Raw genomic sequence first — 26,783 nt, 5'->3', positions numbered from 1 at the left:
GTTCGTCGCCGTCAACCATCGGAGACACACATGAACAAATACATCTGCGAATTCGTCGGTACCTTCGCGCTGGTCTTTTTCGGCTGCGCGACCATTCTCTTCATGCGCTCGGAGGTCGGCCTCCTCGGCGTCGCCTTTGCCTTTGGCCTCTCGGTCGTGGCGATGGCCTACGCCATCGGTCCGGTTTCCGGCGCCCATCTCAACCCGGCCGTCAGTCTTGGCTTCCTGGTCTCGGGCCGGCTCGGCTCCGGTGATTTTGTCGGCTACGTCATCGCTCAATGCGCCGGCGCGATCGTTTCGGCCGGGGTGCTCTACCTCATCGCCGCGGGCAAGGCCGGCGGCTACGATGTCGCGGCGAACGGCTTTGCGCAGAACGGCTGGTCGACCTACTCGGCGACTTCGGCATTCGTGTTCGAGCTGGTGGCGACCTTCCTGTTCGTGACCGTCATCCTCAAGAGCACCGCGCCAGGCGGCGCCGGCGCGCTCGCCGGCCTGGCGATCGGGCTGACGCTTGTCGCGATCCACCTCGCGGGGATCGCGGTCTCGGGATCGTCCGTCAATCCGGCCCGTGCGCTGGGTCCGGCACTGTTCGCCGGCAGCGCCGCCCTCTCGCAATTGTGGCTCTACATCCTGGCGCCCTGCCTGGGAGCGGCCGCGGCCGGTCTGCTGCAGCGCAACCGGGCGGTCGACGTCGAAGGCGCCGCGCAACCGGCCTGAGCCCAGGCGTCGGACGGCGACGATCTTGGCCCCACGGCATGATGCCATGAGGCCTTCGCGATCCGGACTCGGGCCGGCAATTCTTTCTTCAATCCCATGGCCGACGCCATTGGGTTTTCGGGATCAGGACATCATGCGAAGCGCGATCCTGAAACGAGCTTCATAGCTTCGTCGGAAAAAAGGGAGGACAACATGGATCTGATTACGGGACTGGCCGTCGTCATCGGCATTATGGGTGGCATTGTAACATGGGCAGCGATCACGATCGGCAACCCCTATCTGTTGATCTGGGCGGTGTTTGTAGGCTGGGGGAGCTTCTACCACTGCGGCGGCAAGGAAGCCGGATTCAAAAATTCAGCTGTTGCGAACCTATGGGGGGCGATCTGCGCCGCCAGCGCGTTGATAGCTCTGACTTCCATTGGCGTGACGGCGATCATGGCCGGCATTTGCGTCGGCATTTCAATTATCGTGCTGATTCTTGCCAGCAAGCTACCGTTGCTAAGCGCAATTCCGTCAGCGGTCTATGGCTATGCAACAACCGCCGCGCTTTTTCTACTTGGTGCCGCAGCCTATGGCGAAGGCGCCAGCGGCATCATCAAGGTCGCGCTCGCTGTGGTGCTGTCCTTAATTGTCGGCAACATACTCGGATATATTTCAGAGAAAGTGACCGGGGCTGTCGTGAAGAGCTGATCCTCAACCGCTGCACACTTTTCGGGGGCCTGCTCTAACCTCGCGGCGCGCATGCCGCAGGGGTTTTTGCCAGGTCGATAGACGGATTGAAGATGTCTCCCGAATGTGGGAACCGGTTTCGGGAGACATGCTTTAATGTGTACATGATCCCGAAAAGGTGCAGCGCTTTTGGCGTGTGATCCCGAAAAGTCTGTAACTTTCAGGATCATCCTCTATATGAAGCCGCGCCGGATGCCGAACTGATCGAGCTTGCGATAGAGCGTCGGACGCGACACCCCGAGGCGCAGCGCAGCGCGGCTCAAATTGCCGCCTTCCGCAGCCAGCGCGTCCCTGATCACCTGGCGTTCGGCATCCTCGATGCTGCGGACAGGCGCTGCGATAGCGCAAGGCGGCGCGCCGGTCGCGCCTGCCGATGCCGGAGCCGCCACCTGAATTTCAGTGCTCGCGCTCGCCGTTCCGGCACCCAGCATTTCCTCAGGCAGGTCGCGCAGGCCGATGACCGCGCCGCGCGACAGCACATGCAGCCGCTCCATCAGGTTCTTCAGCTCGCGCACGTTGCCCGGCCATTGGTAGGCCACGAACGCGTCCATGGCCTCGGTGGAGAATTCAAGCGGCGCCGATCCCAGCCGGGCCGAGATCTTGTGGTTGAAGTGCTCGGCAAGCAAAAGCACGTCGCTGCCGCGGTCACGCAAGGGCGGCACGCGGATGGAGACGGTCGAGATGCGGTAGTAGAGATCGCGGCGGAACCGCCCGGCTTCCACCTCGCGCTTCAGATCGCGGTTGGTCGAGGCGATCAGGCGCACGTCGACAGGCCGGGCGCGGCTGTCGCCGATGCGATGGACCACGCGCTCTTCCAGAACCCTGAGCAGGAACGGCTGGATCTCGAGCGGCATTTCACCGATCTCGTCGAGGCTGAGCACACCGCCATTGGCGAGTTCGAACACGCCGGGCTTTCCGTCGCGGCTCGCGCCGGTGAAGGCGCCCGGCACGTGGCCGAACAACTCGCTGCCGAACAGCTCCTTGGTGATCGCGCCGCAGTTCACGGCGATGAACGGGCTGTTCTGCGAGGCGCGGCTGCCGATATGAACGAGCCTTGCGAACAGCTCCTTGCCGACGCCCGTCTCGCCTTCGAGCAGGACCGAGGTGACTTCCTTCGATTCCGCGACCCTGCAGGCGATGTCGACGGCGGCAAGCAGAGGCTCGCTCTCGCCGATGATCAGCGCCGACGCCGCCTCGAGCTGCTTGAGCTGCGTTCTGCGGCTGTCCGAGATGATCGTGGTCGATCCCTGTGCAGGGAAGACGAGGGCGGCGCCGCGCAGGCCGTCGTCGAACTCTAGCGCGCTGATGTGGCAGGACCGCAGCGATGCCGGCAGAGCGTCGCCCAGTTCGACGCCGGAGCCGAGCTCGGGCAGCTTGACCAGGAACCTGGCGTTCGGGTTCTTCGCGGACGGCTCGGCCAGCAACTCGCGCGCGGCTTCTTCCGGGAGGTTGTTGCAGTAGATCGGCCGGCCGCGGCGGTCGACGATCATCAATCCGTCGCGCCGGCGATAATTGGGGGCCGAAGCGATGAAGGCCTCGAGCAGGCGCGCGCGGTCCTCCATCTGCTGCTCGGCGAGCGCCTTCTCGATCTCGCGCGCGGCCGCCGCGACCAGCACGGTATTGTGCGGCCGGAAGATGTCTGGATGGCCTGAAAGGTCGACCACGCCAATGGTGTTTCCATCGATCGGATCGCGAATGGGCGCGCCGGCGCATGTCCATGACTTGATGCCGGCGCAAAAATGCTCCGCCGCATGCACGAAGACCGGCTCGCCCGCCCATAGCGCGGTGCCGATCCCGTTGGTGCCGACGACGTCCTCGGTCCACTTCCCGCCGACGGCGAGATGGATATCCCTGCCGTCGTGGATCGTGCGCTTGTCGCCGATGGCATCGATGAGTACGCCGTCACCGTCGGTCAGCACCAGCATGGCGCCGGTCCCATCGAGAAGGCGGCCGATGGTGAAGAAGGACCGCCGCGCGGCGGCAAGCAACTCGCCGTTGGAGCGCGAAAGCAGCTCTATATGGTCCTTGCCGTTCTCCAGCGGCGCTTCGCTCTGCTGGGCGTTGATGCCGCTTGTGGCGCAGCGGCTCCAGGAGTCGTGGATCAGGGAGCGCACCGGAAAGCCGTTGCCGGCTCGCTCGCTGTCGCCGGCGAGCAACGTCTCCCAGGCTCGCATGGTCGCGCGTTCGTCATAGCTGGGCGCGACAAGCGTGTCGGAACGCATCGGATGGCGGGCGGGATGCGTCATGAGCAGCCTTTCGTCCTGGCCGGTGCTACGCTTCATTTAACCATCGTGCGATCTCGCCCACCTCAGGTCATGCCAAGCCTGTTGCCGATATCCGCGGCGAGCTGCTCTTCGCCGTAATCCGCTCCGAGCCGGCCGCCGTCGAGATCGGCCAAGGCAGCCGCGATGTCCTCGTCGACCGGCGAGAAATACTGATTGACCTTGGTCGCGAGGACAAAGACGTCGGTGCCGTCCCTGCGCCTGAGATCGCCGATATGATGGAGTTGCCGGCCCGAGTTCTCGTCCACCGCGATCACCCGACCGTTGAGGCTGATGCGGACCCTGGGGTTCGCGTCGGCGGTGGGCCTTGCGCTGCCGACGGAATGGATGATGAGGCCTTTTGCTTCCGGCTTCGGCTTTGCCGTCTTGCCCGCCGAATAGCTGCCGCCGCTGATATGATCGGCGAGCCGCGTGATGGTTGCGCGGTTTTGCTCGATCAAGCGCTTTATCGCGGCGTCCTCGCGTCGCGAGCCGTCGCGCTTCGATATGATTTCGACCATTACTCCTCCCAGAGTCACTTGGTCAAAAAGCCGCCTGCAACGCCCCTTTTTTCAAACCGTATCGCAGAACCACCTTTCGTGCCAGTAAACTAACATACGATATCCGACGCCGGTGCGGGTGGTAGCCCCATGCCGCATCATGGCCGGCGAAATCGCTCCCTCGATATCCGTTGCACGGGCTCAAGCACCAAGGACTGATCGTTGAGACAGGTGCCGCCTTTAGTGCGGCGCGCAGGCAATGGCTGGGTGAGGTCGGCCGATGCCGGCCAGGGCCGGCGTGGCTCGCGACAGGCGGCGACGCACTTGCCTAGGTCATTGCGGCGCCAGGGCCTCTGAGCTATTTTAGAAGTTGGTTGGATACGCGATCTGCCTTGCAGTCGCGGGGCGCGGTTCCTTCCGTTGCCATCTTGGCAGATTGTGAAGTCTTTAACAGACCACGATGCCGCAAGCTGCGTTCTTGTGGCCGATAGGTGATAGCAGTTAGGGATTTTGCCATGCTGCGACGCTGCGCGCTGATAGCAGCCTTGATCCTCGTGGGCCTCACGACAGTACAGGCGCATGCCGATCGAAGGGTTGCGCTTGTCATCGGCAATTCCGAATACCGCGAGATCCCGGCGCTCAAGAATCCGGACAAGGATGCCGAGGACGTGTCGAACACGTTCCGGCTGGCCGGGTTCGATGTGTTCGTCGCCAAGGACCTCACCAAACTCCAGTTCGAGAAGGAGTTCCGCAACTATCTCGCGGCGGCGGACGGCGCCGATCTGGCGATCGTCTATTATTCGGGTCACGGCTTTCAGATCGGCGGCGAGAATTTCCTGATCCCGGTCGATGCGTCGCTCAAGGATGCAGCCGACATCGAGGTCCAGGCGGTCAAGCTCGACGACGTCCTGCAGCAATTGCGCGCCAAATCGAAGATCCAGGTGATCATCCTCGACGCCTGCCGCAACAACCCGTTCCCGCGCAAGGACTACTGGCTGCGCGACCAGTTGATTGCGGCCGGCGGCACCGGCCTTGCGCAGGTGAAAAGTTCGCTGAACACGCTGATAGCTTTCGCCACGGAGCCCGGTGCGGTCGCCTATGACGGATCCGGCGATCTCAGTCCGTTTTCATCCGCCTTCTCCCGTCGCGCGCTGGCGCCGAACCAGGAGATACGCTCGGTCATGGCCGCCGTCCGCCGCGACGTGGTCGAGTCTACCAAGGGCGCGCAGGTTCCGTGGGAGAATTCCTCGCTGATCGACGAAGTGGTGCTGATGCGCCGCGCCAGCCGGCCGGCTTTGCCGCCGGTGCTGGAAAAGACCGTGCCGTCGGGCGTCGGACCCGTCGCGCTCGGCCTGCCGGTGCCGGTCGATGTCGACGGCGGCGCGGTTACCGTCAGCATTGAAAGGCCGCCGGCGCTTGGTCGTCTGATCTTGGACGGCAAGCCGGTCGCAACGGGTGAGCCGATAGCGGGCAAGGACCTGCCGCGACTTGAGATGGATGTGCCGAAGGGTGCCGGCGCTGAGGACCAAGTCGATATGCTGGCCTATGCCACGCATGACGAATGGGGCGGCGCATCGCAGGGCATCCTGGTGTTCCGGGTCAAGAACGGCGAGGGCGCCGCGGGCAAGCAGCTCGTGGCCTCGCTCGAGTCCGAGCAGAAGCAGGAGACGGTGGAGCGCGGCATCCACATCACCGGCGCCGCCGAAGCGATCGAGAACCGAGATATCGACACTCCGGTCGGCGTCGGCCCGGTTCCGCTGAAGCTGGATTTCCCGACGAAGGATCCGGCGGTAAGCCTGAAGCTTGCGAGCTATCCGGCAACCGGGACGCTGTCCCTGCCGGATCGGACCCTGTCGCCGCAATCGAGCCTGATGGCCGGCGAAGTCGATCAACTCCGCTACGAACCGCAGATAGGCGCCGCCAAACCACTGATAGTCGGCTTCGAAATCAGGGCCGACAACGCGTCGTCAAAGCCGGCGACGATGAAGCTGTCGCCAAGCGTCGATCCGTGCGACCAGGCCGCCGGGGAGCCCTTGGACCTGCAAGGCGTCGTCCCCGGCCTGCTGCCGAACGAGATCGCCGCCGGCGCCGTGGACGCCTGTCAGGCGGCGGTGAAGGCCTATCCCGATGTCGCGCGCTTCCATTACGAGCTAGGACGGGCGCTGTTGGCGGCTGGTAAGGTCGACGAGGCAAAGAAGGCGATCAAGGAAGCAGCCGACAAAGGGCATGTCCGCGCCTTGTTCGAGCTCGGCTACCTCAACGCGACCGGGACGGGAATGCCCGCCAACCGCAAGCAAGCCAACAGCTTCTACGCTGCGGCATCCGATAAGGGCGATCCCTACGGGATGACGTCATGGGGCCGCGCGCTGTTCAACGGCTACGGCGTCGAGCGCGACACCGGAAAGGGTCTGGACTTGCTGCTCAAGGCGGCGGCGATGGGCCACACCTATGCCATGAACGACCTCGCGGCGATCTTCACCGAGGGCCGCAACGGCGTGCCCGCCGATCCAGCGCGCGCCGCGGCCTTCCTCAAGGCTGGTGTCGAGCGACAGGACATGTATTCGATGAACCTGCTCGGCCGCAATTATCTTGCCGGCACGGGGGTAGAGAAGGATCCGAAGCAGGCGCAAGCACTGTTTCAGAAGTCCATGGATCTTGGCCAGCCCTATGCTCCCGGCAGTCTTGCGCGCATGTACCGGGACGGTGTCGGCGTCCGGCAGGATCTAGGCGAAGCACAAAAGCTGTTCGAACTGGCTACCAAGCGGGGCGATCAGTCGGCCGCCTATGATCGTGCGGCTCTGGAGATGCAAAGGGGCGATAAGGCCGATCAGGCCCTGGCCGCGCGCTACCTTGCGTTCGCCGCTGCGCTCGACCTTCGCAACGAGATTCCGGATGCAAGGACCACGCTGGCGAAATTCGGAGCCAAGGCCAAGACTGCCGCTCTGAAGCAGATGCGTGGGGAACTCAAATCGAAGATTTTGGCTGACGGTTCGTTGGACGATCAACTGGTCAAGACGGCCAGGGCGGTCTGGGAACAGGCCAATCCGCGTCGGGACTTGTTCTGACTAGCAAGGAGGCAATGTGGTGGGCTGGGCATCGAAACAGGCAATCGTCGCAACAATCTTATCTGGTGCTCTGGCTGTCGCAGGGTGTACGACCGCGACGCCCACGGTCGAACCGACCCCGACGGCGAAGCACAGGACGAAGGTCGTCCGCACGACAACCGCGCCAAAGATCGTCAAGCAGAAGAAGGTCACCGCCAGGAAATTGATCAAGCCCGTTCAGACCGAAACCGCGCCTGTCATAGCGCCTTTGGGCGGCAGCGGGGGCGGCGGTAGCGGCGGCGGAGGAGGAGGCGGTTGGGGATGAGTGCTCGATAGCAGGCAACTCCCGCTCGCGCACGGTAGGTGGTGTCACTTGCCGAGACCCGCCGTAACCGCTCGCCAAGCAAGGGCAAGTGCTCTATGCTCCCGCCGCGTGCCGGTATCGAGATCGGGTTGTCCTGGCGGGGGCGTTCCATGTTCGAAGTCGTTGCATTCTGGCGAAAGGTGCGGGCCAAGGCCGCAGCCTTTAGCTTGATGGTTGCCGCGCTGCTGGGCCTGCTGGTCTTGGGATCGCAGACTGCAAGCGCTTCGCCGAACTGGACGCTCGATCCGTCCGCTTCGGTGCTCACCTATCAGTCGGTCAAGAAGAACACGATCGTCGAAACCAACAAGATCAGGAACATCACCGGCACGTTGAGTTCGGCCGGCGACGCCAAGATCAGCTTCGACCTCAATTCCGTCGATACCGGTGTCGACCTGCGCAACGTTCGCATGCGCTTCCTGTTTTTCGAAACCTTCACCTATCCGACGGCCGAGGTCACGGCGAAGGTGGACCCCGCGGCATTCGCCGATCTGCCGACCAGGCGCCGGGTGAAGACGACATTGCCGTTCCGCCTCAGCCTGCATGGCGTCGACAAGGATCTCGAGGCGAGCGTCGTCGTCACCATGATCAGCGACACCCAGGTTTCCGTCGCTTCGGAAGCGCCCGTCGCGGTCCATGTCGAGGATTTCGGCCTGCTGCCCAACATCGACAAATTGCAGCAGGCGGCCAATGTGACCAACATCGTGCCCACCGCGTCGGTGTCCTTTGATTTCGTCTTCACCGCCGACGGCAACAAGCCGGCCGCCGTGCAGACCGTTGCGGCCGGCACTGCCGAGGTCGGTCCCGTCGCCACCGATGCCGCGAAGGCCAATTTCAGCGACGAGGAGTGCCTCAACAGGTTTGCCGTGCTCTCGCGAACCGGCGCCATCTATTTCCGTCAGGCGAGCGCAAGGCTCGACGCCAAGAGCCGCCCGCTGCTGGCGGAGGTCGAGGGCGTCGTCGGCAAATGTCCGGCCCTCAAGGTCGAGGTGTCCGGCTACACCGATTCCGACGGATCGCCGGAGGCGAACAAATTGCTGTCGGAGCGGCGCGCCCGGGCAGTCGCCGATGCGCTTGTCGCCGACGGCGTTCCGCGCAACCAGTTAAGCTCCGCCGGCTATGGCGAGGACAAGCCGGTCGCCGCCAACAACACGCCCAAGAACAAGGCGCTCAACCGGCGGATCGAATTCTCCGCCAGCAAACTCGCCAACTGAGGTCGCGGTGAGTTCTGGTCCGATCGCCTTTTGCGGTGGCATGCTTCGCGCTGCGGGGTTCGTGGCGCTTGCCCTGCTTTTGACGATGGCGGCCGCGAGTGCCGAGCGTCGCGTCGCGCTGGTGCTCGGCAACTCGCAATATCAGCACGCAGCGGCGCTCGCCAATCCGGCGCGGGATGGGCAGGCCATGGCCGAGCGGCTCAAGAACCTCGGCTTCGAGGTGGTCTCCGGCTTCGACCTCACCAAGCAGCAGACACAAGGTACGGTTGCCCAGTTCGCCAGAGAGGTGCGCGGCGCCGACATCGCCCTTTTCTTCTATGCCGGCCATGGCCTGCAGGTCTCCGGCAAGAACTATTTGCTTCCGGTCGATGCCGCGCTCGAGGATGAGACCTCGCTCGATTTCGAGGCCGTCTCGGTCGATTTCGTCCTGCGCCAGATGTCGCGCGAAACCAGCATCAGGCTGGTCTTCCTGGACGCCTGCCGGGACAACCCGCTTGCTGAAGTGCTGGCGAAGACCGCCGGCATAAAAGGCGCAAGCAGCGGCCTTGCCGAAATCCCGATCGAAAATGGCGGCGCGGGCACCCTGGTCGCTTTCGCCGCCAGCCCGAACCAGCTTGCCTATGACGGGTCGGGCGACCACTCGCCTTTCACCACCGCGCTGCTCCAGCATATCGGCGAATCCAATGTCTCCATCACCGAAGCGATGAACAGGGTGACCAGCGACGTCTTCAAGGCGACCGCCGGCAAGCAGCGTCCCTGGATCAATGTCTCGCTGACCACCGAGGTCGTCCTCCATAAGGTCGATCTCAACGCGCCGTTGATCGTCGGCGAGGCGGGTGCGCCGCAGGGCGAAACGGGTTCCGAGACGCGCAATACGGGCGCGGCATCCGGCCAGACCGACGACCAGCTTGCGCTCAATGCGCTGCGCGAGAAGCTTCCGAAGCTGGCGACGGACGGGCCGATCTTTTTCAATCGTCCGGTCAAGTTCGGCGACCCGGCGATCGACGGCAAGAGCATAGCCCAATTGATCAAGGGAGAACCGATCTTCAGTCCGGTCGAAGGCCTCGACAAGTCGGTCTGGCAAGGCAAGCACTGCGACGGCTGTCATCAATGGAATGAGACCCGCCTCTGCGAGCAGGCGAAGAATTTCGCCGCCAACGACGTCTCCGTCCTGCGCCTGCAGCATCCGCTCGGCACCCGCTTCAAGGTCGCGCTCGCCAGGTGGGCCAAAGGCGGCTGCCAATGATGTCGGATAGGGCATTCAGAACGTTGCTGGCGGAAAGCCGCTAATACGCGTCGACCGATAGTCGTTGCGCCTCCATCTCCACCATCTGGATTCCCATTTCGACGAAAGCTGAGAGGACGCCAAAGCGGTCTGCTGTCGAGACGCGGGCCAGCCCCGCGAGGATCCCGGCGTTGACAGCGTGGGCGGCGGGAAATCCGGTCGATAGCATGTCGAAAGCCGGATCACGCCATGCCGCCGACAGCACGATCCACGCGGCCGGCGTCGCCGGCGACAGATCGACGGCGTCGCTCAGGGCCGCTCGATGATGGGGATTGCCGGGCTCGCCCACCCAGTCGTTCACAAGCGCCAGCAATTCGAGATCCCTGTCGGCAAGGAGCTCGGCGAGATTGCTCAGGCATTCATGTCCCCACCAGACCGCGGCGCGTTCGGGCAGGAGGTAGGCACAGAACGTGACGGCTTCCTCCGGAACGCGTCCGGCGAGCAGGGCGCGGCAAAACTCGAGCGGTGGCTGAGCGGCGGCCGGCGATTTCATGTCCCGGGCGATCGCGGGACAGGCGAGAAAGAGATCCCTTGCTGTCCTGTATCCGAGTTCATTGGCCATGGCTGCCGCACCCCGAGAACCAGCGAAATAGCACTCAAGCCTGCGGCCGAGCGCCGGTCAAGCCTCAGCCTTCGGAGCAATTTCAGGAAAAGTGCAATGCGCTTCTCCGTCCGCAATTGCCCCAGAACAAAACAGCTTGAACGGTTCGCCGTTTCACGGAAACGGCGAACCAACTCTATCAGACCGCGGCCACTGGCAACGTGCGCTTGTTCACAGACAATCCCTTCAAGATTTGATATAGTTCGCGCCAGCGAAACCAGCTCAAACATCAAACAGGAGTGACGGTCATGCGGTGGGGCAGCTCAGCCTTGGCATTGGCGGCCGTGCTTTTTTCAACGCACATTTCCGCCGATCCGCTTCAGAAATCGGAAGACATTGTGAAGTTCTTCGCCGGCCAGGGCAATCTCGGCGCCTCACGCGGCATCTGCGTCGGCACCGAGGAAGAGTGCAAGAGCAAGGCCGAGAAGAACGAGGCGCCGCCCCAAAAGGCCGGCCTCGACATGATGATCAATTTCGCCCTGGATTCGGCTCAGCTCGACCAGACCGCGCGCACGGAGCTGGACGAGTTCGCCAAGGCCCTGAAGGACAACCGGCTGAGCACGTTCAGCTTCGTCGTCGAAGGCCACACCGACGCGACCGGCACGGATCGCCACAATCAGGACCTGTCGCAGCGAAGGGCGCAATCGGTGGCGGCCTTCCTGACGGCGAACGGGGTTCAACCGACACGGCTCGAGCCGATCGGCCTTGGTAAGTCGCACCCGCGCGTCGCCAATCCCTATGATCCGGTCAACCGCCGGGTGGAGATGCGGATCAGGACGGAATAGGCCGCTGTCGCCGGCCAGCTCATAGCGAAACAATGTGGAGCCCTGCCCATAGGCCAGGGCTCCACCTTGCCCTCAATCAGTTCTTGAGTGCACCGCCCACCGCAATGCCGGTGCCGAAGATCAATGCCTTGGTCAGGAAGTCGTTGTTGTCTCTTGGCGGCGGCGCGTCCTCGCGGACTGCGGTCTCGCTGTTGCGCCTGCGCTGGACGACCATCTGTTTCTTGCGCGGCTTTTGCTGCGCCACCGGGTTCAGCGTGCGGGTCTTCTGCGCGATCTGTTTCTTGGGTGGCGCGGCACGGACCTGGTCGGCGGCGTTCCTGGTGCGCACCGCATCCATCATCGGGTCGGTCTGGATGACCAGGAAGGCCAGCTGTTCGTGCGTCAGATAGGTGGTTGGCGGCAGGCCGTTCTTGCCTTGCCAGACGCCGATCGCCTGGCGCGTCCGCGGGCCGAGATTGCCGTCGACCTGGCCGAGCTCGTTGCCCAGCGCTTCGATGCGCAGTTGCAGATCGATGCGGCCGTTGCGGTCGAGCCCGATGGCGCTTTCCGTCAGCTCGGTGCCTTGTGTCTGCTTCATCTCGTCGGTGATGCCGACCGAGGTCCGAACGGCCGAGCCCGGATTGACGTTCGCATCGTTGGCGTCGAGCGCCGCGACCTGCTTACCCGTCGCCGGATCCTTCAGCTGGTCGATGTTGAGCTTCGCCACCGTAGCGAAGCGGCCGTTCGGGAACTGGTCGAGATAGGCCTCGTAATAGGGAACGGCATTCTTCTTCGAGGCCTCATCCCAAAGCCGCTGCTCGACCTCCCAGGACGGCGCCTCGCTGCTTGCCTGAGCAGGGGCGGGCGCCGCCGTCGTCTCGGCTGCCCCGGTCACGAGCGTCGCGGCTGTTTGTGACGTAGGCTTGCCCAGGAACACCTCGCGCCCCAGCGAGGCATTGTGCCATGGCCGCTGCCGTCCCTGCGTGGCTTCCGTCACCTCGCCGCGCACGCGCGTCAAGGCGCTCTGGATCTCGACGCCCGGCTCGGTCAGGTGCTTGGCTAAAGCCAGCGAATAGGGGCTGTCGACGCCGTTGCCGTCGAAAGCGATGGCGCCTGGGTCGGTGGCATAGGCGATCAGGACGCCGCCGGTGCCCATGCCGTCGGCCTTTGCATCGACCGGTGCAAGACCGGCGCCCAGCGAGCGGCTCTTCGGCAGCGCTGCGGCCAGCGAGCGTGCCAGCGGATTGTCGCGGCAGGCATCGAGGATGATGATGCCGACGGCCGGATCGGCTGGTAGCGCCGCCATGAATTCGTCGATCTGTACCGTGCGTGTCTTGAGATAGGCCGGCGATGTCAGCTCGGCATCGACCGGGATGAGGTAGTTCTTGCCGTCGACCTGCATGCCATGCCCGGCATAGAAGATGACCGCCAGGTCGGCATTGTAGGACTCCTCGGTGAACTTGCTGATCAGGCCGTGCATGCCGGCATTGTCCTGGTCGACGCCTTCGATCACTTCGAAGCCCGCATTGCGCAGCGTGGACGCGATGAGGTGCGCATCGTTCGCCGGGTTGGGCAAAGCAACGGCATTGACATATTTGCTGTTGCCGATGACCAGCGCGACACGCTTGCTGTCGGGCGTGGCGGCCTGGGCGCCGAACGCGGCATGGAAAAGCAGGATCAACCCGCCCAAAAGGATGGCGAACGCTTTCATGGATGAGCCCTCCGCCCCTGGGGGCGCGTTATCGATGTCTGCGCATGCTGAATTTCGTAAGCGACAACGTCGCTTCTGCCAAAACTGTCTCTCGGACGTCTGTGATCTCGACCACAGATTTGGTTCACGAAAGGCCCGAAAACGCCGTCATAAATATCCGCTAACGTATCATTCGCAGGCCTGAAAACCAATCGGCCCAGCGAAAACGCGGTGTTTGGTGAACCGAGAAACCGCGACTAGCCGGGCTCAAGCGTATTCTGGATGGAACTTATCAGCGCGGTGATTGCCTGCTTGTATTTTTCGAACTCCGGCGACGTCTGCCGGACCTCGGCCGTGGTCGTCGCGGGCTGGCTCTGATCGATCGCCACGCGCGGCGCTTTCTGCCCCATCTTGCGCTCGGCCCAGTCGATGACGTAGCCGACGCTCTTGCCGGTGAGGAACGGGTTGGCCTGGATGACGGCAGATCCGAGAACGGCGCTCAATTGCGACGAACCTGCGGCCGCCAGCACTTGGTGCGCCCCTTCCATGCCGAGGAAATGGCAAAGATAGAGGCGCCCCGCGGTGATCTGGTGGCCGCGGGCGCGCAGATAGGCTTCCCCTTCGCGCGCCAGGTTGCGCACCATTTCGCGCGACAGCGTCGCATCGTAGCGAAGCGCCAGCAGGTCGGCGGTCGAAAGCGAACGGGCAAGGTCGGGACGATAGGTGTTCATCATCCGGATCCAGGTCTTGGTGATGAACTGGCCGGCGCCGGTCGCCGACGAGTTGGGATTCTTGGCGCGGGCGCTGCCGCCGCTTTCGACATGCACGATCCGGTCGGTCAGCGTCTCGACGGCGGAATCGCCGGGGCCGCCGGAACTTGCGGAAACGGCGGTGGCGACCGTGGTGACCGTCCCCAGCGGGTCGATCGCCTCGCCGTTCTGATAGAGCTCGAAATGCAGATGCGGGCCGGTCGAAAGCCCCGTTGTGCCGATATAGCCGATGACGTCGCCGGCCTTCACCTTGGTGCCGACGCCGCTGGCGATGGCGAATCTCTGCATATGCGCGTAACGCGTCTCGCGGCCGTTGGCATGCGTGATCTTCACCAGATTGCCATAGCTGCCGCCATCGCCCTGGAAAGAGATTTCGCCGTCGAAGGCGGCCATGATCGGCGTGCCGACCGGAGCCGCCCAGTCGACACCCTTGTGGATCCGGACGGTGCCGAGGATCGGATGCTTGCGCGGGCCGAAGGTCGAGGTCATCACGCCGGCGACCGGCGTGACCATGCCGTTGGTGACGGTCAGCGAGCGGACCTGGTCGTCGCCGGTCACGCAGGCATACTCGCCGTCGCTCTGCTGGAAGACGAAACAGTCGAGGCTCTTGTCCGTGCCCTGGACACCGACATAGAGCACCCGTCCGGAGATCTCGCCCTGGCCGCGCGGCGTCTGCGAATAGATCAGCACCAGGCGCTGGTCCTCGCTGGCGAAGGCATCGAGGTCCTGGCCTCGCGACAGATACATGATCGCCTCGCCGATGACGCTGGTCGGCACCTTGTTGCGTGCCGCCGTCGAATAGATCGCGTCGAGCAGGCGGTACTGGCGCTTTGGCCCGCCCTGGTCCGAGGCGCCGGAATAGTTGAAGAGGTCCTCGCGGACCCACGGGTCGACGCCCGACACGAAGGCGCCGGCCGCATTGCGCGTCAGGGTGCCGACATAGACGTTCTTCGCGTAGATTGAGACCTGCATCAGCGACATGGTCGTCGTCTCGCGGTTCGGCCGGAACCCGCGCATGGCGACGACAAAGCCTGGCTCCAGCCCGTCGCGATTGAACAGGGCCTTCAGCGCCTCGCCTGCAAGCTTCGCGTCATCGGCGGAAAAATGCGCGTCGAGCGCCACGCTGTCCAGGCTGCGGTCGTTGAGGATCTTGACGAACGTGTCCTCGGTCGCCTCGAAGCGCTGATACTCGCTGGTGACGGTCGCAACGGTCGTGTTGTTCTCGATCGCGGTTTTCTTGAAGGCGGGAAGTGCTGCTTCACCCTGGTCGATGGTCTCGCCCCAGCCGGCCTCGGGGTCGTCGGCGTCGGCCTTGGGCGCCGAACCGGCGGCGGTGCCGCTCTCGTCCGGCGCCGCCTGGAGGTCGTTCTCCAGGTCGCCCTGCTGATCGCCCTGTTGATCGTCCGGCGCCGCGGGTGGAGCGGGCGGGGCCGATCGCTCATCGTCGGGTGCCGTTGCCGAAGGCTTGGGGGCGGCCTGCCGCTGCGCCTGGAAGAAGGCGAAATCCTCCTGCGTCGACGGGATTGTCGTCATGAATTTTTCGCTGGCGCTCAGCATCACGTCGGAGAGGATTTCGATCTGCGGCGAAGCCCCGGAACTGTCGAGCTCGGCCGGACGCGCCACCGTATGGCCCTTCGTCGCGGTGTCCGCGTCGGGCGCGAGCGTGATCCACATCGGATCGCCGGCCAGATCGATGATCGCCGGCACATAGACCGAGGCGTCGGGCGGCACGTCTTCCATGCCCTCGACCGGATGCAGCTCTTCGTCCTCGTCGCCGAACGACCAATAGTCCCTGGTCAGATAGAAGCCGGCGGCGACCGCAACGACGGCGAGCGTGGCAAGGCCGGCAAGAGCGCGGCGCCAGAGCTTGCTCCGGCGCTCGGCCAGGCGCGCCTGTTTCTTTGCCTTGAAGCTCGTGTCGATCGAGTGCGTCACGGGCTGTTTCCGGTCAGGAAATAGGTCCAACGCACCTGCTCGAGCGTGTCGACCTCGACGAAGCGCGCCGCGATATGGCCGCGCTGCCAGCACTCCTCGATGCCGCGGATCGAGAAGCGCCTCCGGTCGATGCACATTTCGGTGGATCCGTTGAGGATCGCGTGGCCGAAGACGTCCGTCGCGTAGAGGTAGATGTAGCGGTTGGTCAGCTCCTCGCGGATGACGTTGACGCACTGGTTGGCGCCGATCGTCCACCAACCGTCCGTCTGGTCGCCATTGTCGACCTTCTGTCCGACGGCGAGATTGACGACGTCGAGCGTCTGGTTGCAGACGGTGAATTCGGCATGCGCCTTGCTGGGCGACAGGATTGACAGCAGTGCCGCGCCGAGAAGCGCGGCAAGCGTCATGCGGCCCGGGAAGCTGGAGCAATTCCAGGAAAAGTGTGAAGCTGTTAGGCTCGGCGCCTTCGCCGTAGCCTTCCGTCCGGAATTGCGTAAAAACAAAGAGATAGAGCGGTTCAGCGTTTCCGTGAAACGATGAACCGCTTGAGGCGGGAATCGGAGCCGGCTACGCTGCTTGCGTGGCGAGGACTGGCACAATGAACGCGAGCGGCGAAGGTCCATCGGCGTTCATGCTATCCGCCAAGCCGGAAATATGTGGCCGTGGCGGAGAACTGCGATCCGTCGGCCTCGATCTCCTCGAGGATCCTGGGCAACAGCTCCGAGGCCGGCGTCGGTCTTGAGAACATGGCGGCCTGGACGTCCTTGGGCCCGGTGATCACCAGCATGATCTGCGGCACCGCCTTGCCGGCCGCCTTATCCGGGGCGGCAAGGCCGATCGGGATGTTGAAGGTCACCTTGTCGGTTTGCGGCACCATGCGATCGTCGAGATTGAAAGCGATGCCCTTGTGGTCGATCAGCATGATGTTCGAGATCAGCCCGCCGCCCGTATACAGCGCGCCGCTGACCGGCGAGCCGTCCGGGACCGACGTCCGGTCGAGGACAAGCTTTGGTTTTTCAGCCGAGTTCCGGTCGAGAAAGCGAAGGAAGGTGGGTACTCCGCACTGGGGCGGGTTGATGAGGCGCACGCTGATGTCCGGCTCGATATGGAACTTGGACTGGAAATCGTTGAGCAATTGTTCGAAGGGCTGGACCGCCTCACCGAATCCCTCGATCGCGGGGGAAGCGCCGGGTCCTGATGTCACGTTCGCGTAAAAACAGCTGCCGCCGCTGAAATCGCGTACCCAGGAGCGGCGCTCCATCCACTTGGCTGTCTCCTGTTCTGGTGACGGAAGCGCCGGCTTGGGCACATTGATGGCGACGTCGGTGTTGTCGGGCTGCTTGGTCGCCGGCGGCTGCGGTTGCTGCGCCGGCTGTGTTGGCGCGATCGGCGTTTGCGGCTGGCTGGCTGCTGGGGTCCGTGCCTCTGGCTCGGCCGGCGGGGTGGTCGGCTGCGCCGGTGCCTGGCTTTGCGCGGCCGGAGGACTGGAAGCCTTCGGCTTGGGCAACTTGGAAAGCATGTCAACGAGGTCTTTTACGCTGGGCTTGGCCGCCGGCGGATTTTTTTCCTGCACAGGCTTGTTTTCAGCCGTCTGGCTTGGCTCCGGTGTCTTGACCGCCGGCGGCTCGCCGGCCGGCTGCGCCGGCGTCGGGCTCTCCGCGGCCTTCGTTGCGGGCGCGGGCGCCGGTGTCGGCGATTGCTCTGCCGGCGGCTGTGCAGGCTTGGTCTCGACCTGGGGAACCTGCACCTGGTTGTTGGCCTCCCTCTTCGGCTGAGTGGCGGGCGGCGTCGGCTTTTCGACGGGCGTCTTGACCTCCGCATCCGGTTGGGCAGGTGGCTTCGCCGTTTCGATGGTGGCGGCGCGGTCAGGTTTTGATGGTTCCGGCTGAGGCACGGTCGGCGCCTGCGGCTGAGGGTTCGGCGCCTCCGGTTGCTGCGCTTCGGCCGCTGGTTTGGCTGCTTCCGCGACCGGCTTCGGCGTCAGTGGCTTGGATTTTTCCGCCGCCGGCGGAGACGCCAGGATGCCGCTGAAATAAACGCCGCCCCCCAGCAGGACCGCGAGCGCCGCGACGCCGCCGGCGATGGCGGGCATGCGCGAAGCCTTTTTCGGCGCAGCCGGTGCGGGCGCGCTGGCCGGAGCGGCCGCCGGCGCGGGCCGCGGGTCCGACAGATGCGCCGGACGCACATGCTCAACGAAACGCGGCTCGCCGGACGGCGTGGACGGCTGGGGCTTGGAGTCGGGCGGCGCCGTCCAGCCGGCGCGCGGCAGGCCCGAGCGTTCGCGTGCGCCAAACGATACCGGCGGCGGCAATGTCGCCTCGAGATCCTCGCCGCGCGTTGCCCTGGCGATCTCGGTCATGCTGGCCGGGCGGTCGCGCGGATCCGGCTGCAGCATCGCTTCGATGAGTTCGTGGAAATCGGGATCGATATCCGACAGGTCCGGTACCGTCCGGCGTTTCTCGATGACCTCGTATTGCGAGCCGCTCATATCGAGCGGCTTTCCGCGCAATGCCGCGGCAAGCACCAGTCCGAGGCTGTAGATGTCGGACTGCTCGCTGACCTCGCCGCCATAGAGGCCGAGTTGTTCCGGCGAGACGTAATTGTATTTGCCGGCGAACTTTCCGCCGATCAGCGTTTCGCCGCCAACGGCCGCCGAACGGGCGATGCCGAAATCGATGATCTTGGCGCGCTCCACCCGTCCGCCAGGCAGGATGATGTTGTCTGGCGAAAGGTCGCGGTGAACCGCGCCCGCCAGGTGCACTGCTGCGAGCCCCGATGCCAGGCGATGGCAAAGCCGACGCACATCGTCTCCCGGCATCGGCCCGCGCCGCATGACATCGAACAGCGACTGGCCGTCCACGAACTCCATCGCAAGATAGGGGCGGCCGATCCCCGGATCGATGGTGAAGACGTGGTAGCGGACCACCGCGTCATGCGACAGATGGTTGAGGATCGACGCTTCCTTGCGGAACAGCGACAGGATCGTCTGGTCGCGGGCGAATTCGGGCAGCACGATCTTGATCGCCACATGGTCGCCGGTCTGGATGTTGTGGCCGCGATAGACTTCGCCCATGCCGCCGGATGCGATCCTCTCGTCGAGCTCGTAAATGCCGCTGAGTTGCGTGCCGACACCGGTATAGGTGACGTTCGTCGATATCCGTGTCTTGTCGTCGTCGCTCATCTGGCCAGGGCCTCCGCTCCGGACCGATCCGAATGGTGCGCGCCGTTGTGCCCGCCGATCTTCACGAGCACGATGGTCACATTGTCGGTTCCGCCGCGCGCCAGCACCGTATCCAGCAGGTTCTGGCATGCCGCGCGCGGCGTGGCGGATCTGACCGCGGCCTCGATCTCGGCGTCGCTGACATGCGCGGTCAGTCCGTCGGTGCCCAGAACGAAGACATCGCCCGGCATCAATTCGCCCTGCTGGAAGTCGATCTCCAACTCGTCGCTGACGCCGACCGCATGCGTGATCACGTTGCGGCGCGGCCAGGTGAGCGCCTCCTCCGCGCTGATCATGCCGCGGTCGAGCAATTCCTGCACCTCGGTATGATCCTTCGAGACCTGGAAGATTGAGCCGTTGCGGACGAGATAGATGCGGCTGTCGCCGGCCCACAGGCAGGCGAACCTCCCATCCATGGCAAGCAGGGCAGCGAAAGTGGAGCCGATGGTGATGCCGCGCGATCGCGATATGTCGCGGATCTCGGCATTGGCGCGGCTGAGCCGGTCCTCGAAACGGGCGCGAAGATCCGGCGCCGAACTGGCAATGCCGATCGTCGCCAGGTGGTCGACGATGCTGGCCGAGGCGACTTCGCCTGCCTCATGCCCGCCCATTCCGTCAGCCACCACCCACAGGCCGGTCTGCGGTTCGATGAGGTAATTGTCCTCGTTGTGGTCGCGCACGCAGCCCTTGTGGCTCACGCCGAAGCTCTCGATGGGGAGGGCGACAGTGCTCAATTTGCCACCAAGCGCTCAGCAGGCGTCCTCTGTGACCAGCCATGGGCCGCGTGCCCGGGCCACTCTGCCACAAGCGTGTACATTAGAGTATCGAAATGAAGACTGGAGCCGGACATCTCAGAACGCCTTCGGACAACTGAAGCCGGACAAAGCCGGCAGCAGCAAGGGATTGGCCCCCGAGCCGGCCTGGATCGTGTAGGCGACATCGCGTCCGCCGATCACGAAACGGGCTTCGGTGTTGGCGCCGTCGCCGGTGATGGTCGCCTTGTCGAAAAGCCGCTTCAACGCCCACGGTCCTTCGAATTTGAGCGCGGACTCGCGGCCGGGCATTTCCGGCACAAGGCGCAGGCTGGCGGAGGCCGATGCTGTGCCGTTCGGCCACGTCACCGTGCTTGGCGCGTTGCCGGCCTGGCTGCTCTGTACGGTCTGGCCATCGATGTTGAGCACCGCGCCGTCCGCATCGCCATTCAGGGAGAACGGCGTGAAGGTGATCGACACCGACGGCGCCGAGCCGCCGGAAGGGAAGAAGGCGCTGCGGATTTCCGCCGCCGACTGGAACGCCTTCAGGGTCGATTTCGCAAGGTCGCGGCTGGAACGCGCGTCCTGCTTCCAGGTCCACTCCTGGCCGGTCATGTCGATCAGCGGCGCGAGATTCTGCGCGAAGAAGCGGTCCATCAGGCCGCCCGGCGCGAACAGCTTGGCGAAATCCGCCATCGAGATGTCCTGGGTGCCGTCGCTGGCGAAGGGATAGCGGCCGTTGACCGCCTCCTCGCAGGCGCGCGTCACCGTCTGGTCGAGGTTCTGATTGAGGTTGGCGACAGAGGTCTCGGCGACATTGCCCTCGAACTCGTCCGCCGCCGCGTTGACCATGCGCGCCAGCGGCTTGGGCAGGCGCGAGACATTGGCGCGCAATGTCGAGATCTGCAGTTGCAGGTTGGCGTTGACGCGTTCGGTCTGCGAGGGGACGTCGGCTGAGAGCTTCAGGCTCTGGAAGATGTCGTGGAAATTCTGCGTCAGCGCATCGAGCGGCCGGCGCCCGGCGGCCCCGCTGATCAGCGCCTGGAACGACCGGAACTGCGCCTCGACGCTCGCGCCGGCATTCTGTGCAACGGTCGAGCTTGCGCCGGCGCGGCTTTGCGACTTGCCGCCGGCGATCTGCAGGCCGATGCGGGCCAGGCCCTTGGCCATGCCGGCCGGATCCTGCTGCGCCGTGGCGGTCTCGCCCTCGGCGGCGGCTGCGTCCTTCGTCAATGCGGTCTCATCGGCGATCGCCGTGAACAGCTGCTCGAGAGGCGAGTCCGGCGAGGCGACGGCGGAGAGCGCCAGATATTGCGGCTTGTCCTTCAGCATCGCCTTGAGCTTCAGCTGGTCGAGCACTCCGTTCCAGGCGGCGGCGAACTCCTTGCCGTAGCGGTCGATGAGCTCGGGACCGAGCTTGGGCAGGTCCTGGTCGATGCCGCCCTGTTCGCCGCCGCCGCCGAGCACCCACCGGTCGTCGACGAGCATCTGCGCAATGCGCGAGAGCTGCGGCAGGAAGAAGCGATTGAAGCCGGCGCGCGTGTAAAGGCCGGGGACGCGAAGATCGGCAAGCTCGCTGCCGTCCGCGCGCTCGAACAACAGCTGCGCTTCCGGACCGGCTTTCGCGGCGACGGAGAAATCTTGCAGCCTTGCCGCGTAGACGGCCGACTTGACCTGCGCCGAGGCGCGGTCGGCGAGGCTCATGCGCCCCAGCGATCGCTGCGCGGCCTCGACCAGCGGCTGGTTGAGCTCGAAGACCGGGTCATAGGCGTCGTCGAGCGCAAGCATGGCGCGCAGATGCTTTTCGAGCTGTGCGCGACCCTCGCGATTGTTTTCGCCGGGATAGCGGTTCTCTTCCCAGTCCTGCCGCATCCAGGAGACGATCAGCTCGTCGTCGACCTTCGGCGCCTTGCCACCCAGCATCAGGTAGATTTTAAGCGGCTCGTAGAGCGCGATCGGATCGGCCATCTTGGCCTGGATCGTCCGCTCGGCCTGCACCAGCAGCCGGGAGCGGAAAGTCCGCTCCAGCGCCTGCCGGTAGGCCGTCTTGGAGGCCGACAGCAGCCTCTCCCGCTGGCTGAGCCCGAACGTCTCCTCGATCGGCTTTCCCTGGTCGCCGTTTTCGAACCCGGCAGGAAGGTTGCGCAACTGGTCGAGCGGATCGATGACGTTTTCGAGATCGACGTCGGTCACCGTCGTGCTCTTCAGCAGGGAATCGGCGCTGTCGCGATAGTGCGCCATGGCTTGCCTTGTGGAGGCGATCAGCGACTTGTTGGCGAAGAAGCTGAGGCCCAATACGCCGAGCGCCGCGAATGCCGCCAGCGCGATCGCGGCCAGGCCGCCGAACCTGGCGAGCCTGGCGCGCCGCTCGGCGGCCCTGTCGAAGGACACCCAGCCCGATTCCGGGAAGACCACATCGGCCAGCAGATCGTGCAGGAAGAAGCTCTTGCCGGCGCCGGAAAGATGCGCTTGCGAAGCGCTGCCGAAACTGCGGCCGATCGCGCCCAGCACCTGATCGAAGGGCGTACCTTCCTGGGTGCCCGACGAGAAATAGAGCCCGCGCAGGCTGACATTGACCTGTGACCGCGAGGTGTCGAACAGGCTGCTGACAAACTGCGTTATCCGGTCCTTCAGTGCCCCGAACTGCGCTGGGAAGCCGAACAGCGCGATCCGCGCCACGGGGTCGGCCTCTTCCTGCAGGCGGTCGGCAACCTCTTCGGCGAGCCGCTTCGCCAGCCCGTCGAATTCCGCAGGCGCCTCGCCGGCCATGTTCTTGGTGCGATCGGCGGTCTGGAATGTCGCGCCCCATACCTTGCGCCTGCGCGCCTCGTCGAAATCGCCGAAATAGTCCATGAAGCCGGAGACGAGATCTGCCTTGGTGAAGAGCAGATAGACCGGGAACTTGATCTTCAGCGTCTCGTGCAATTCGCGCAGGCGGCTCCTGATTTCGGTAACATGCGCGTCGAGCTGCTGGTCGTCGAAGCCGACCAGATCGGCAACGCTGATGGCGAGGATCACGCCGTTTATCGGTTGCATGGTGCGATGTTTCTTGAGCAATCCCAGGAATGCGAGCCAGCTTGCCTTGTCGCGCTCGCGATCCGACTCCTGCGTCGTGTAGCGGCCGGCCGTATCGATCAGCACCGCTTCGTCGGTGAACCACCAGTCGCAGGACCGCGTGCCGCCGACGCCGGCCACCGGCTGCGCGCTGCCGGAGCCGGCAAGCGGAAACTTCAGCCCGGAATTGACCAGCGCCGTCGTCTTGCCGGCGCCCGGCGGGCCGATGATGATGTACCAGGGGATGTCATAGAGGAAATTGCGCTTGCCGCTCGTCCGCTTCAGCGTCGCAATTGCTTCGCTCATGCGCGCTTCAAGCACCTGTGAATCGTCGTTGCGCTCATCACTGCGCACGATGGCCGTTTCGAGCGCCTTTTGCGCCTTGCGCCGCTGCCAGAAGCGAAGCCCGTAGAACAGCGCGAGCACCGCAACGGTGACGCCGATGATCGTGGCCCTGAGCCACACAGGCCCAATCGGGCGTGTATCGGCGAAGCGGATCAGCGGCCCGGCGTACCAGACGGCCGCCGAGAAACCGGCGAGCGCAGCCAAGCTGAAGATGCGCAGCATCCAGCCCATCAGTGCCGTGCTCCGCGGCACCCGCTCACAGCGTCTCCTCCTTCGGGATCATGACGTCGACGCGGCGGTTCTTGGCGCGGCCGTCCGCCGTTCCATTGTCGGCGATCGGCTCGTCCTCGCCCTTGCCGTCGACACTGAGCCGCGACGGATCCTTCAATTGCTTGGCCATCATAGCCTGGACGGCTTTCGCCCGGCCGACGGAAAGATCGAAATTGGATTTGAACGTGCTCGACTTCTTCGGTTTCACATTGTCGGTGTGGCCGACGATCTTGATCGGTCCGGGTTCGGCATCGAGTGTCGTAGCGATGTCGGCCGCGATCGGCTGGAATTGCGGCTTCAGGTCCGCCTGGCCGGACGCAAACAAAAGCTGGTTGCTGATCTCGACGACGATGAACTCGCCCTTCTCGCCGACGCTCAGTCCACCACCGGCGATCTCCTTGGCAAGTGCCGCGCGAATGCGATCGATCTGGGTGGTGTCTGGAACCGCGGGCGGTGGCGGGCTGGCTTGCACCGGTTCGGCGGGCGGCGCCACGCTGGCGCGCTCGATGGTGACGGGCGTCGACGGATTGAGCGTCAGCAACTCGCCGGCGGTCGCGTCGCCTTGGTCCGTGATCATGACCCGCAGTCCGAAGAAGGCCGCTGTCACCAGGGTCGCCGCTGCGGCCGCGACCGCCCAGAGCGGCAGCCGCGCCCTTGGCTTTGGCATCGCCGCCGCCATGCCTTGCCAGCGGGGCGACACGTCGTCGGCGGCGCGAGGCTTGAAGTAGCGCAGCGTGTCGTAGACGTCGCGCCGGACGCGTTCGAGCGTGTTTCGGTCGCCCGCCAGCCCCCGATACTGGCCCTCGAACCCAAGCGACAGGCAGGCATGCATCAGTTCGAGCAGGTCGTAATGCGCTTCCGGCTTGGCGAGGATCTTGTTCAGCGCTTCGTAGAAGCCGGTGCCCGTCGGTTGGGTGTGGAAGAACTGCGCCACCAGGCTGTGCTGAAGCCAGCTGTCCTTGCTCGGCCAGGGCAAATTGCCGACAAGGTCGTCGGCGGTTTCGCAAAGGGCAAATTTGGCGATCCGCGCGTCTTCCTCGCCAATGCCGGCTTTCGCGATCGTACGGTCGAAGGTCTCGATCGCTTCGGCCATATGCTCCGCCAACGGTGCCGCTTGCCGTTCGACCGGCATCAGCCGCAATTGGCCGAAAAGCATCAGCAGCGGTGCCGCGGCGGCTAGGAGCGGATTTGCCGCGGCGTATTTCACGCCGCTGGCGGCGTTGAGCAGGACATCTTGCTGCAACCCCGGCGTCGCATTTGCGGCTGCTCCCGGAGTAGGCCCTTGAAAGAGCACGGTTCCGGACGACCAGCCGGGCGGCATCTGCCGGCCGCCACCGGGATCGAACACCGTCGATTCCCTTGTGGATGATGGAGCGGGCTGCACGCCTTCCGGACCGGACCTCTCGGGAGCCGCAAGCGGTCGTTGCTTTGGCCGCGGCGCGCGGATCACGGTTTTGTCCGCCGGCCTGGAGGAATCGTCCTTCGAGCTCATCGGCGACGACCCACTGTCGCGGCGCAACGAGCATCTCTTCGGTCGGATGGGAAACGCGCTTCAGGCTGAGCCCCGGCGGCGGGCCGAATGGAAAGGCTCATTTCGCCGAAACATGACATCGCTGCACACGCCCCAAGCCACGCCGCTTTGCCCGCCAGGCAAGCGTCCCTGCGCATTCTAATCGCCCGGGCATCCAATTGAAACGGGCCGCCGATTGAATTCGGAAAGCAAGATGATCGAAGAGGCGGCTTCTTCTATGAGGCTCGTCACATACAGTTGGCTCGGCCCGTGCCCGTGCGGCTATTTCTGCTTGTCGGCCTTGGTGTAGGCTTCGGCGAAATAGGCGAGGAAGACATCCAGCATGCCGTTCTCGTGCCTGTCCTCCATCGTCCGCCAGGTCGCGACAAGCGCATCCCAGGCCTGACTTTTCCTGGACGAGAAAGACGCAGGCGGAATTTTTTTGGCGATCGCCTCCGGCGACAGGTCGTCGAGCAGCCGGGACAGCGCGGCCTGCATGGCGGCGTAGGTGGCGATTTCGTGCGTCTTCAGATCTCGGAACGCATCCTCGATACTATGCCTGGCATCGAGATAGCCGGCCCTGCGCTTGGCAAACATGATCTCCAATATGTCGTCGGTGCCCGGCACGAATTTCAACGGGTTGTTGTCCTCGGCGCCGATCATCGTGCGGTGCGCGCTCTTGGCGAGCACCTTGGCCGCCGCGCGTGCCTTGAGCAGCAGTGAGAGTTGCTCGACCGTGGTCCTCAGCACCGCGCCGATCTCGGCGGCGACGTCGTGCGGATCACGCGACTGCAGCAATTCCGGCGCGATGCCGGCCGCCTTGGCGATCTCGCGCAACATCGCGTCGGCTTCCGCGGGCCGATTGGCGGCGGCTGCCGCCGGGCCGGGCTGCAGCGCCGAGGATGTCGACACCGGCGCCGCCTCGGTTGGACGCTGCTCCATCGGATTGGAGAATGGCTCGTGGCCAAGATCCAGGGGGCGGCCGGTCGAGGGTGGCGGCTCACGTTGCGTCGAGCCGGTCCTGGCCTGCGGATGACCGGTCGCGGCCCGTTCGTCTTCGATCGAAACGCCGACGACATAACGGCCGATCAGCAACCGGTCGCCCTGGGCCAGCCGATGCGGCCCGGCCATGCGTTGGCTCGAACCGTTGACGAAAGTGCCGTTGCGCGAGACATCGTAGAGCCAGAACGAACCGGCCTGGTAGCGGACCTCGCAATGCCGGCCCGAGATGAACTTTTCAGGATCGGACAGCGTCCAGTCGCAATTCTCGCGGCCGATCTCGAAGCTGCGATCGCGGGCGGCGTAGCTGGCGGTGGTGCCGGCTGGCAACCTGTCGACATTGCTGATCTGGAGAGAGATGAACATCCGGAAGCGTCGCCAAACTTGGTCAATAAATACTTACTTTTTCACGCAATTTCGGACGGAAAGCCGCTGCGCGCCTATCCCGGAATTGCTCCGGCATTCTAGCAGCTTGCAAGCCCAGCGGGAGAGGAGCGTTTCACACCGGTGCACGGGCGCGGTTTAGTGCATGTCGCCCAGAAGTGTGCAGCGGTTCTGGGACAGCGACATTCATCGAAACAAAGACCTAAAAGCGCGTCGCCTGGATCCGTTTCAGCGCGACGCGCTTTAGCCATCGCTTTTATTTGGCCTCCATCAAACATGTGCTAGGCTGGCACCCTACGGTGCGGTGAATTCGAACGCTCCCGAACGTGATGCAGTTAATAGAGCGGGGGCTTCAAACCATCACACTGGCGGCCGCGT

At 64.5% G+C, this 26,783-nt stretch carries 17 protein-coding genes; 6 read left to right on the top strand and 11 right to left on the bottom strand.

Going from position 1 to position 26,783, the window contains the following annotated elements:
* The first annotated feature begins 30 nt into the window (after positions 1-30).
* Positions 31-717 carry an aquaporin gene (locus tag ACWGS9_RS00845; protein WP_454503443.1) on the top strand — a complete coding sequence of 229 codons (687 nt, stop codon included), beginning with the start codon at positions 31-33 and terminating at the stop codon, positions 715-717.
* A 192-nt stretch (positions 718-909) separates the two neighbouring features.
* A complete protein-coding gene (locus ACWGS9_RS00840; protein WP_454503442.1) occupies positions 910-1,407 on the top strand; it encodes a DUF1097 domain-containing protein in 498 nt (165 codons plus the stop codon).
* 212 nt (positions 1,408-1,619) lie between these two features.
* Here ACWGS9_RS00840 and ACWGS9_RS00835 read toward each other — a convergent pair whose 3' ends face one another.
* Both ACWGS9_RS00835 and ACWGS9_RS00830 read right to left on the bottom strand, forming a co-directional pair.
* Positions 1,620-3,728, bottom strand: a complete 2,109-nt coding sequence (locus tag ACWGS9_RS00835; RefSeq protein WP_454503441.1) for a sigma-54-dependent Fis family transcriptional regulator — start codon at positions 3,726-3,728, stop codon at positions 1,620-1,622.
* 26 nt (positions 3,729-3,754) lie between these two features.
* Entirely contained in the window at positions 3,755-4,228 is a 474-nt protein-coding gene (locus ACWGS9_RS00830; RefSeq protein ID WP_454503440.1) for a hypothetical protein, read from the bottom strand.
* A gap of 494 nt (positions 4,229-4,722) precedes the next feature.
* Here ACWGS9_RS00830 and ACWGS9_RS00825 point away from each other — a divergent pair, with 494 nt between their 5' ends.
* The 3 genes from ACWGS9_RS00825 to ACWGS9_RS00815 all read left to right on the top strand — a co-directional run bounded on the left by ACWGS9_RS00825 (position 4,723) and on the right by ACWGS9_RS00815 (position 10,072).
* Positions 4,723-7,272, top strand: a complete 2,550-nt coding sequence (locus tag ACWGS9_RS00825; RefSeq protein WP_454503439.1) for a caspase family protein — start codon at positions 4,723-4,725, stop codon at positions 7,270-7,272.
* A gap of 453 nt (positions 7,273-7,725) precedes the next feature.
* The gene (locus ACWGS9_RS00820; protein ID WP_454503438.1) at positions 7,726-8,826 is read left to right on the top strand and encodes an OmpA family protein; all 1,101 of its coding nucleotides are present in this window, start codon (positions 7,726-7,728) and stop codon (positions 8,824-8,826) included.
* Between the two features lie 40 nt (positions 8,827-8,866).
* Positions 8,867-10,072, top strand: a complete 1,206-nt coding sequence (locus ACWGS9_RS00815) for a caspase family protein (protein ID WP_454503437.1) — start codon at positions 8,867-8,869, stop codon at positions 10,070-10,072.
* Positions 10,073-10,112: 40 nt separating this feature from the next.
* Here ACWGS9_RS00815 and ACWGS9_RS00810 read toward each other — a convergent pair whose 3' ends face one another.
* Entirely contained in the window at positions 10,113-10,673 is a 561-nt protein-coding gene (locus ACWGS9_RS00810; RefSeq protein WP_454503436.1) for a DUF6931 family protein, read from the bottom strand.
* A gap of 287 nt (positions 10,674-10,960) precedes the next feature.
* On the opposite strand from ACWGS9_RS00810, the gene ACWGS9_RS00805 reads away from it, so the two are divergent.
* Entirely contained in the window at positions 10,961-11,497 is a 537-nt protein-coding gene (locus ACWGS9_RS00805) for an OmpA family protein (protein ID WP_320216137.1), read from the top strand.
* Positions 11,498-11,573: 76 nt separating this feature from the next.
* On the opposite strand, the gene ACWGS9_RS00800 is transcribed toward ACWGS9_RS00805, so the two are convergent.
* The 8 genes from ACWGS9_RS00800 to tagH all read right to left on the bottom strand — a co-directional run bounded on the left by ACWGS9_RS00800 (position 11,574) and on the right by tagH (position 26,387).
* Positions 11,574-13,187, bottom strand: coding sequence for a caspase family protein (locus ACWGS9_RS00800; RefSeq protein ID WP_454503435.1), 1,614 nt, complete (start codon positions 13,185-13,187; stop codon positions 11,574-11,576).
* Positions 13,188-13,423: 236 nt separating this feature from the next.
* A complete protein-coding gene (locus tag ACWGS9_RS00795) occupies positions 13,424-15,871 on the bottom strand; it encodes a M23 family metallopeptidase (protein ID WP_454503434.1) in 2,448 nt (815 codons plus the stop codon).
* Positions 15,868-16,278, bottom strand: coding sequence for a DUF1036 domain-containing protein (locus ACWGS9_RS00790; protein WP_454503433.1), 411 nt, complete (start codon positions 16,276-16,278; stop codon positions 15,868-15,870). The genes ACWGS9_RS00795 and ACWGS9_RS00790 overlap by 4 nt, the downstream gene beginning before the upstream one ends.
* A 227-nt stretch (positions 16,279-16,505) precedes the next feature.
* Positions 16,506-19,052 carry a serine/threonine-protein kinase gene (locus tag ACWGS9_RS00785; RefSeq protein WP_454503432.1) on the bottom strand — a complete coding sequence of 849 codons (2,547 nt, stop codon included), beginning with the start codon at positions 19,050-19,052 and terminating at the stop codon, positions 16,506-16,508.
* Positions 19,049-19,825, bottom strand: coding sequence for a PP2C family protein-serine/threonine phosphatase (locus ACWGS9_RS00780; RefSeq protein WP_454503431.1), 777 nt, complete (start codon positions 19,823-19,825; stop codon positions 19,049-19,051). The genes ACWGS9_RS00785 and ACWGS9_RS00780 overlap by 4 nt, the downstream gene beginning before the upstream one ends.
* 117 nt (positions 19,826-19,942) lie before the next feature.
* Positions 19,943-23,473, bottom strand: coding sequence for a type VI secretion system membrane subunit TssM (gene tssM / locus ACWGS9_RS00775; RefSeq protein ID WP_454503642.1), 3,531 nt, complete (start codon positions 23,471-23,473; stop codon positions 19,943-19,945).
* Positions 23,474-23,498: 25 nt separating this feature from the next.
* The gene (gene tssL / locus ACWGS9_RS00770; protein WP_454503430.1) at positions 23,499-24,860 is read right to left on the bottom strand and encodes a type VI secretion system protein TssL, long form; all 1,362 of its coding nucleotides are present in this window, start codon (positions 24,858-24,860) and stop codon (positions 23,499-23,501) included.
* A 444-nt stretch (positions 24,861-25,304) separates the two neighbouring features.
* Entirely contained in the window at positions 25,305-26,387 is a 1,083-nt protein-coding gene (gene tagH, locus ACWGS9_RS00765) for a type VI secretion system-associated FHA domain protein TagH (protein WP_454503429.1), read from the bottom strand.
* Positions 26,388-26,783: the final 396 nt, after the last annotated feature.

Source organism: Mesorhizobium sp. Arg314, from assembly GCF_053714275.1.
Note: the sequence above shows the minus strand (reverse complement) of the source record. Positions and strands in the feature narration are given on the sequence as shown.

Coding starts and splice junctions, on each gene's coding strand:
- ACWGS9_RS00790 (WP_454503433.1), bottom strand. CDS start 16,278: ATGACGCTTGCCGCGCTTCTCGGCGCGGCACTGCTGTCAATCCTGTCG.
- ACWGS9_RS00840 (WP_454503442.1), top strand. CDS start 910: ATGGATCTGATTACGGGACTGGCCGTCGTCATCGGCATTATGGGTGGC.
- ACWGS9_RS00820 (WP_454503438.1), top strand. CDS start 7,726: ATGTTCGAAGTCGTTGCATTCTGGCGAAAGGTGCGGGCCAAGGCCGCA.
- ACWGS9_RS00810 (WP_454503436.1), bottom strand. CDS start 10,673: ATGGCCAATGAACTCGGATACAGGACAGCAAGGGATCTCTTTCTCGCC.
- ACWGS9_RS00830 (WP_454503440.1), bottom strand. CDS start 4,228: ATGGTCGAAATCATATCGAAGCGCGACGGCTCGCGACGCGAGGACGCC.
- tssM (WP_454503642.1), bottom strand. CDS start 23,473: ATGGGCTGGATGCTGCGCATCTTCAGCTTGGCTGCGCTCGCCGGTTTC.
- ACWGS9_RS00825 (WP_454503439.1), top strand. CDS start 4,723: ATGCTGCGACGCTGCGCGCTGATAGCAGCCTTGATCCTCGTGGGCCTC.
- tagH (WP_454503429.1), bottom strand. CDS start 26,387: ATGTTCATCTCTCTCCAGATCAGCAATGTCGACAGGTTGCCAGCCGGC.
- ACWGS9_RS00805 (WP_320216137.1), top strand. CDS start 10,961: ATGCGGTGGGGCAGCTCAGCCTTGGCATTGGCGGCCGTGCTTTTTTCA.
- ACWGS9_RS00800 (WP_454503435.1), bottom strand. CDS start 13,187: ATGAAAGCGTTCGCCATCCTTTTGGGCGGGTTGATCCTGCTTTTCCAT.
- ACWGS9_RS00845 (WP_454503443.1), top strand. CDS start 31: ATGAACAAATACATCTGCGAATTCGTCGGTACCTTCGCGCTGGTCTTT.
- ACWGS9_RS00815 (WP_454503437.1), top strand. CDS start 8,867: ATGCTTCGCGCTGCGGGGTTCGTGGCGCTTGCCCTGCTTTTGACGATG.
- ACWGS9_RS00785 (WP_454503432.1), bottom strand. CDS start 19,052: ATGAGCGACGACGACAAGACACGGATATCGACGAACGTCACCTATACC.
- ACWGS9_RS00835 (WP_454503441.1), bottom strand. CDS start 3,728: ATGAAGCGTAGCACCGGCCAGGACGAAAGGCTGCTCATGACGCATCCC.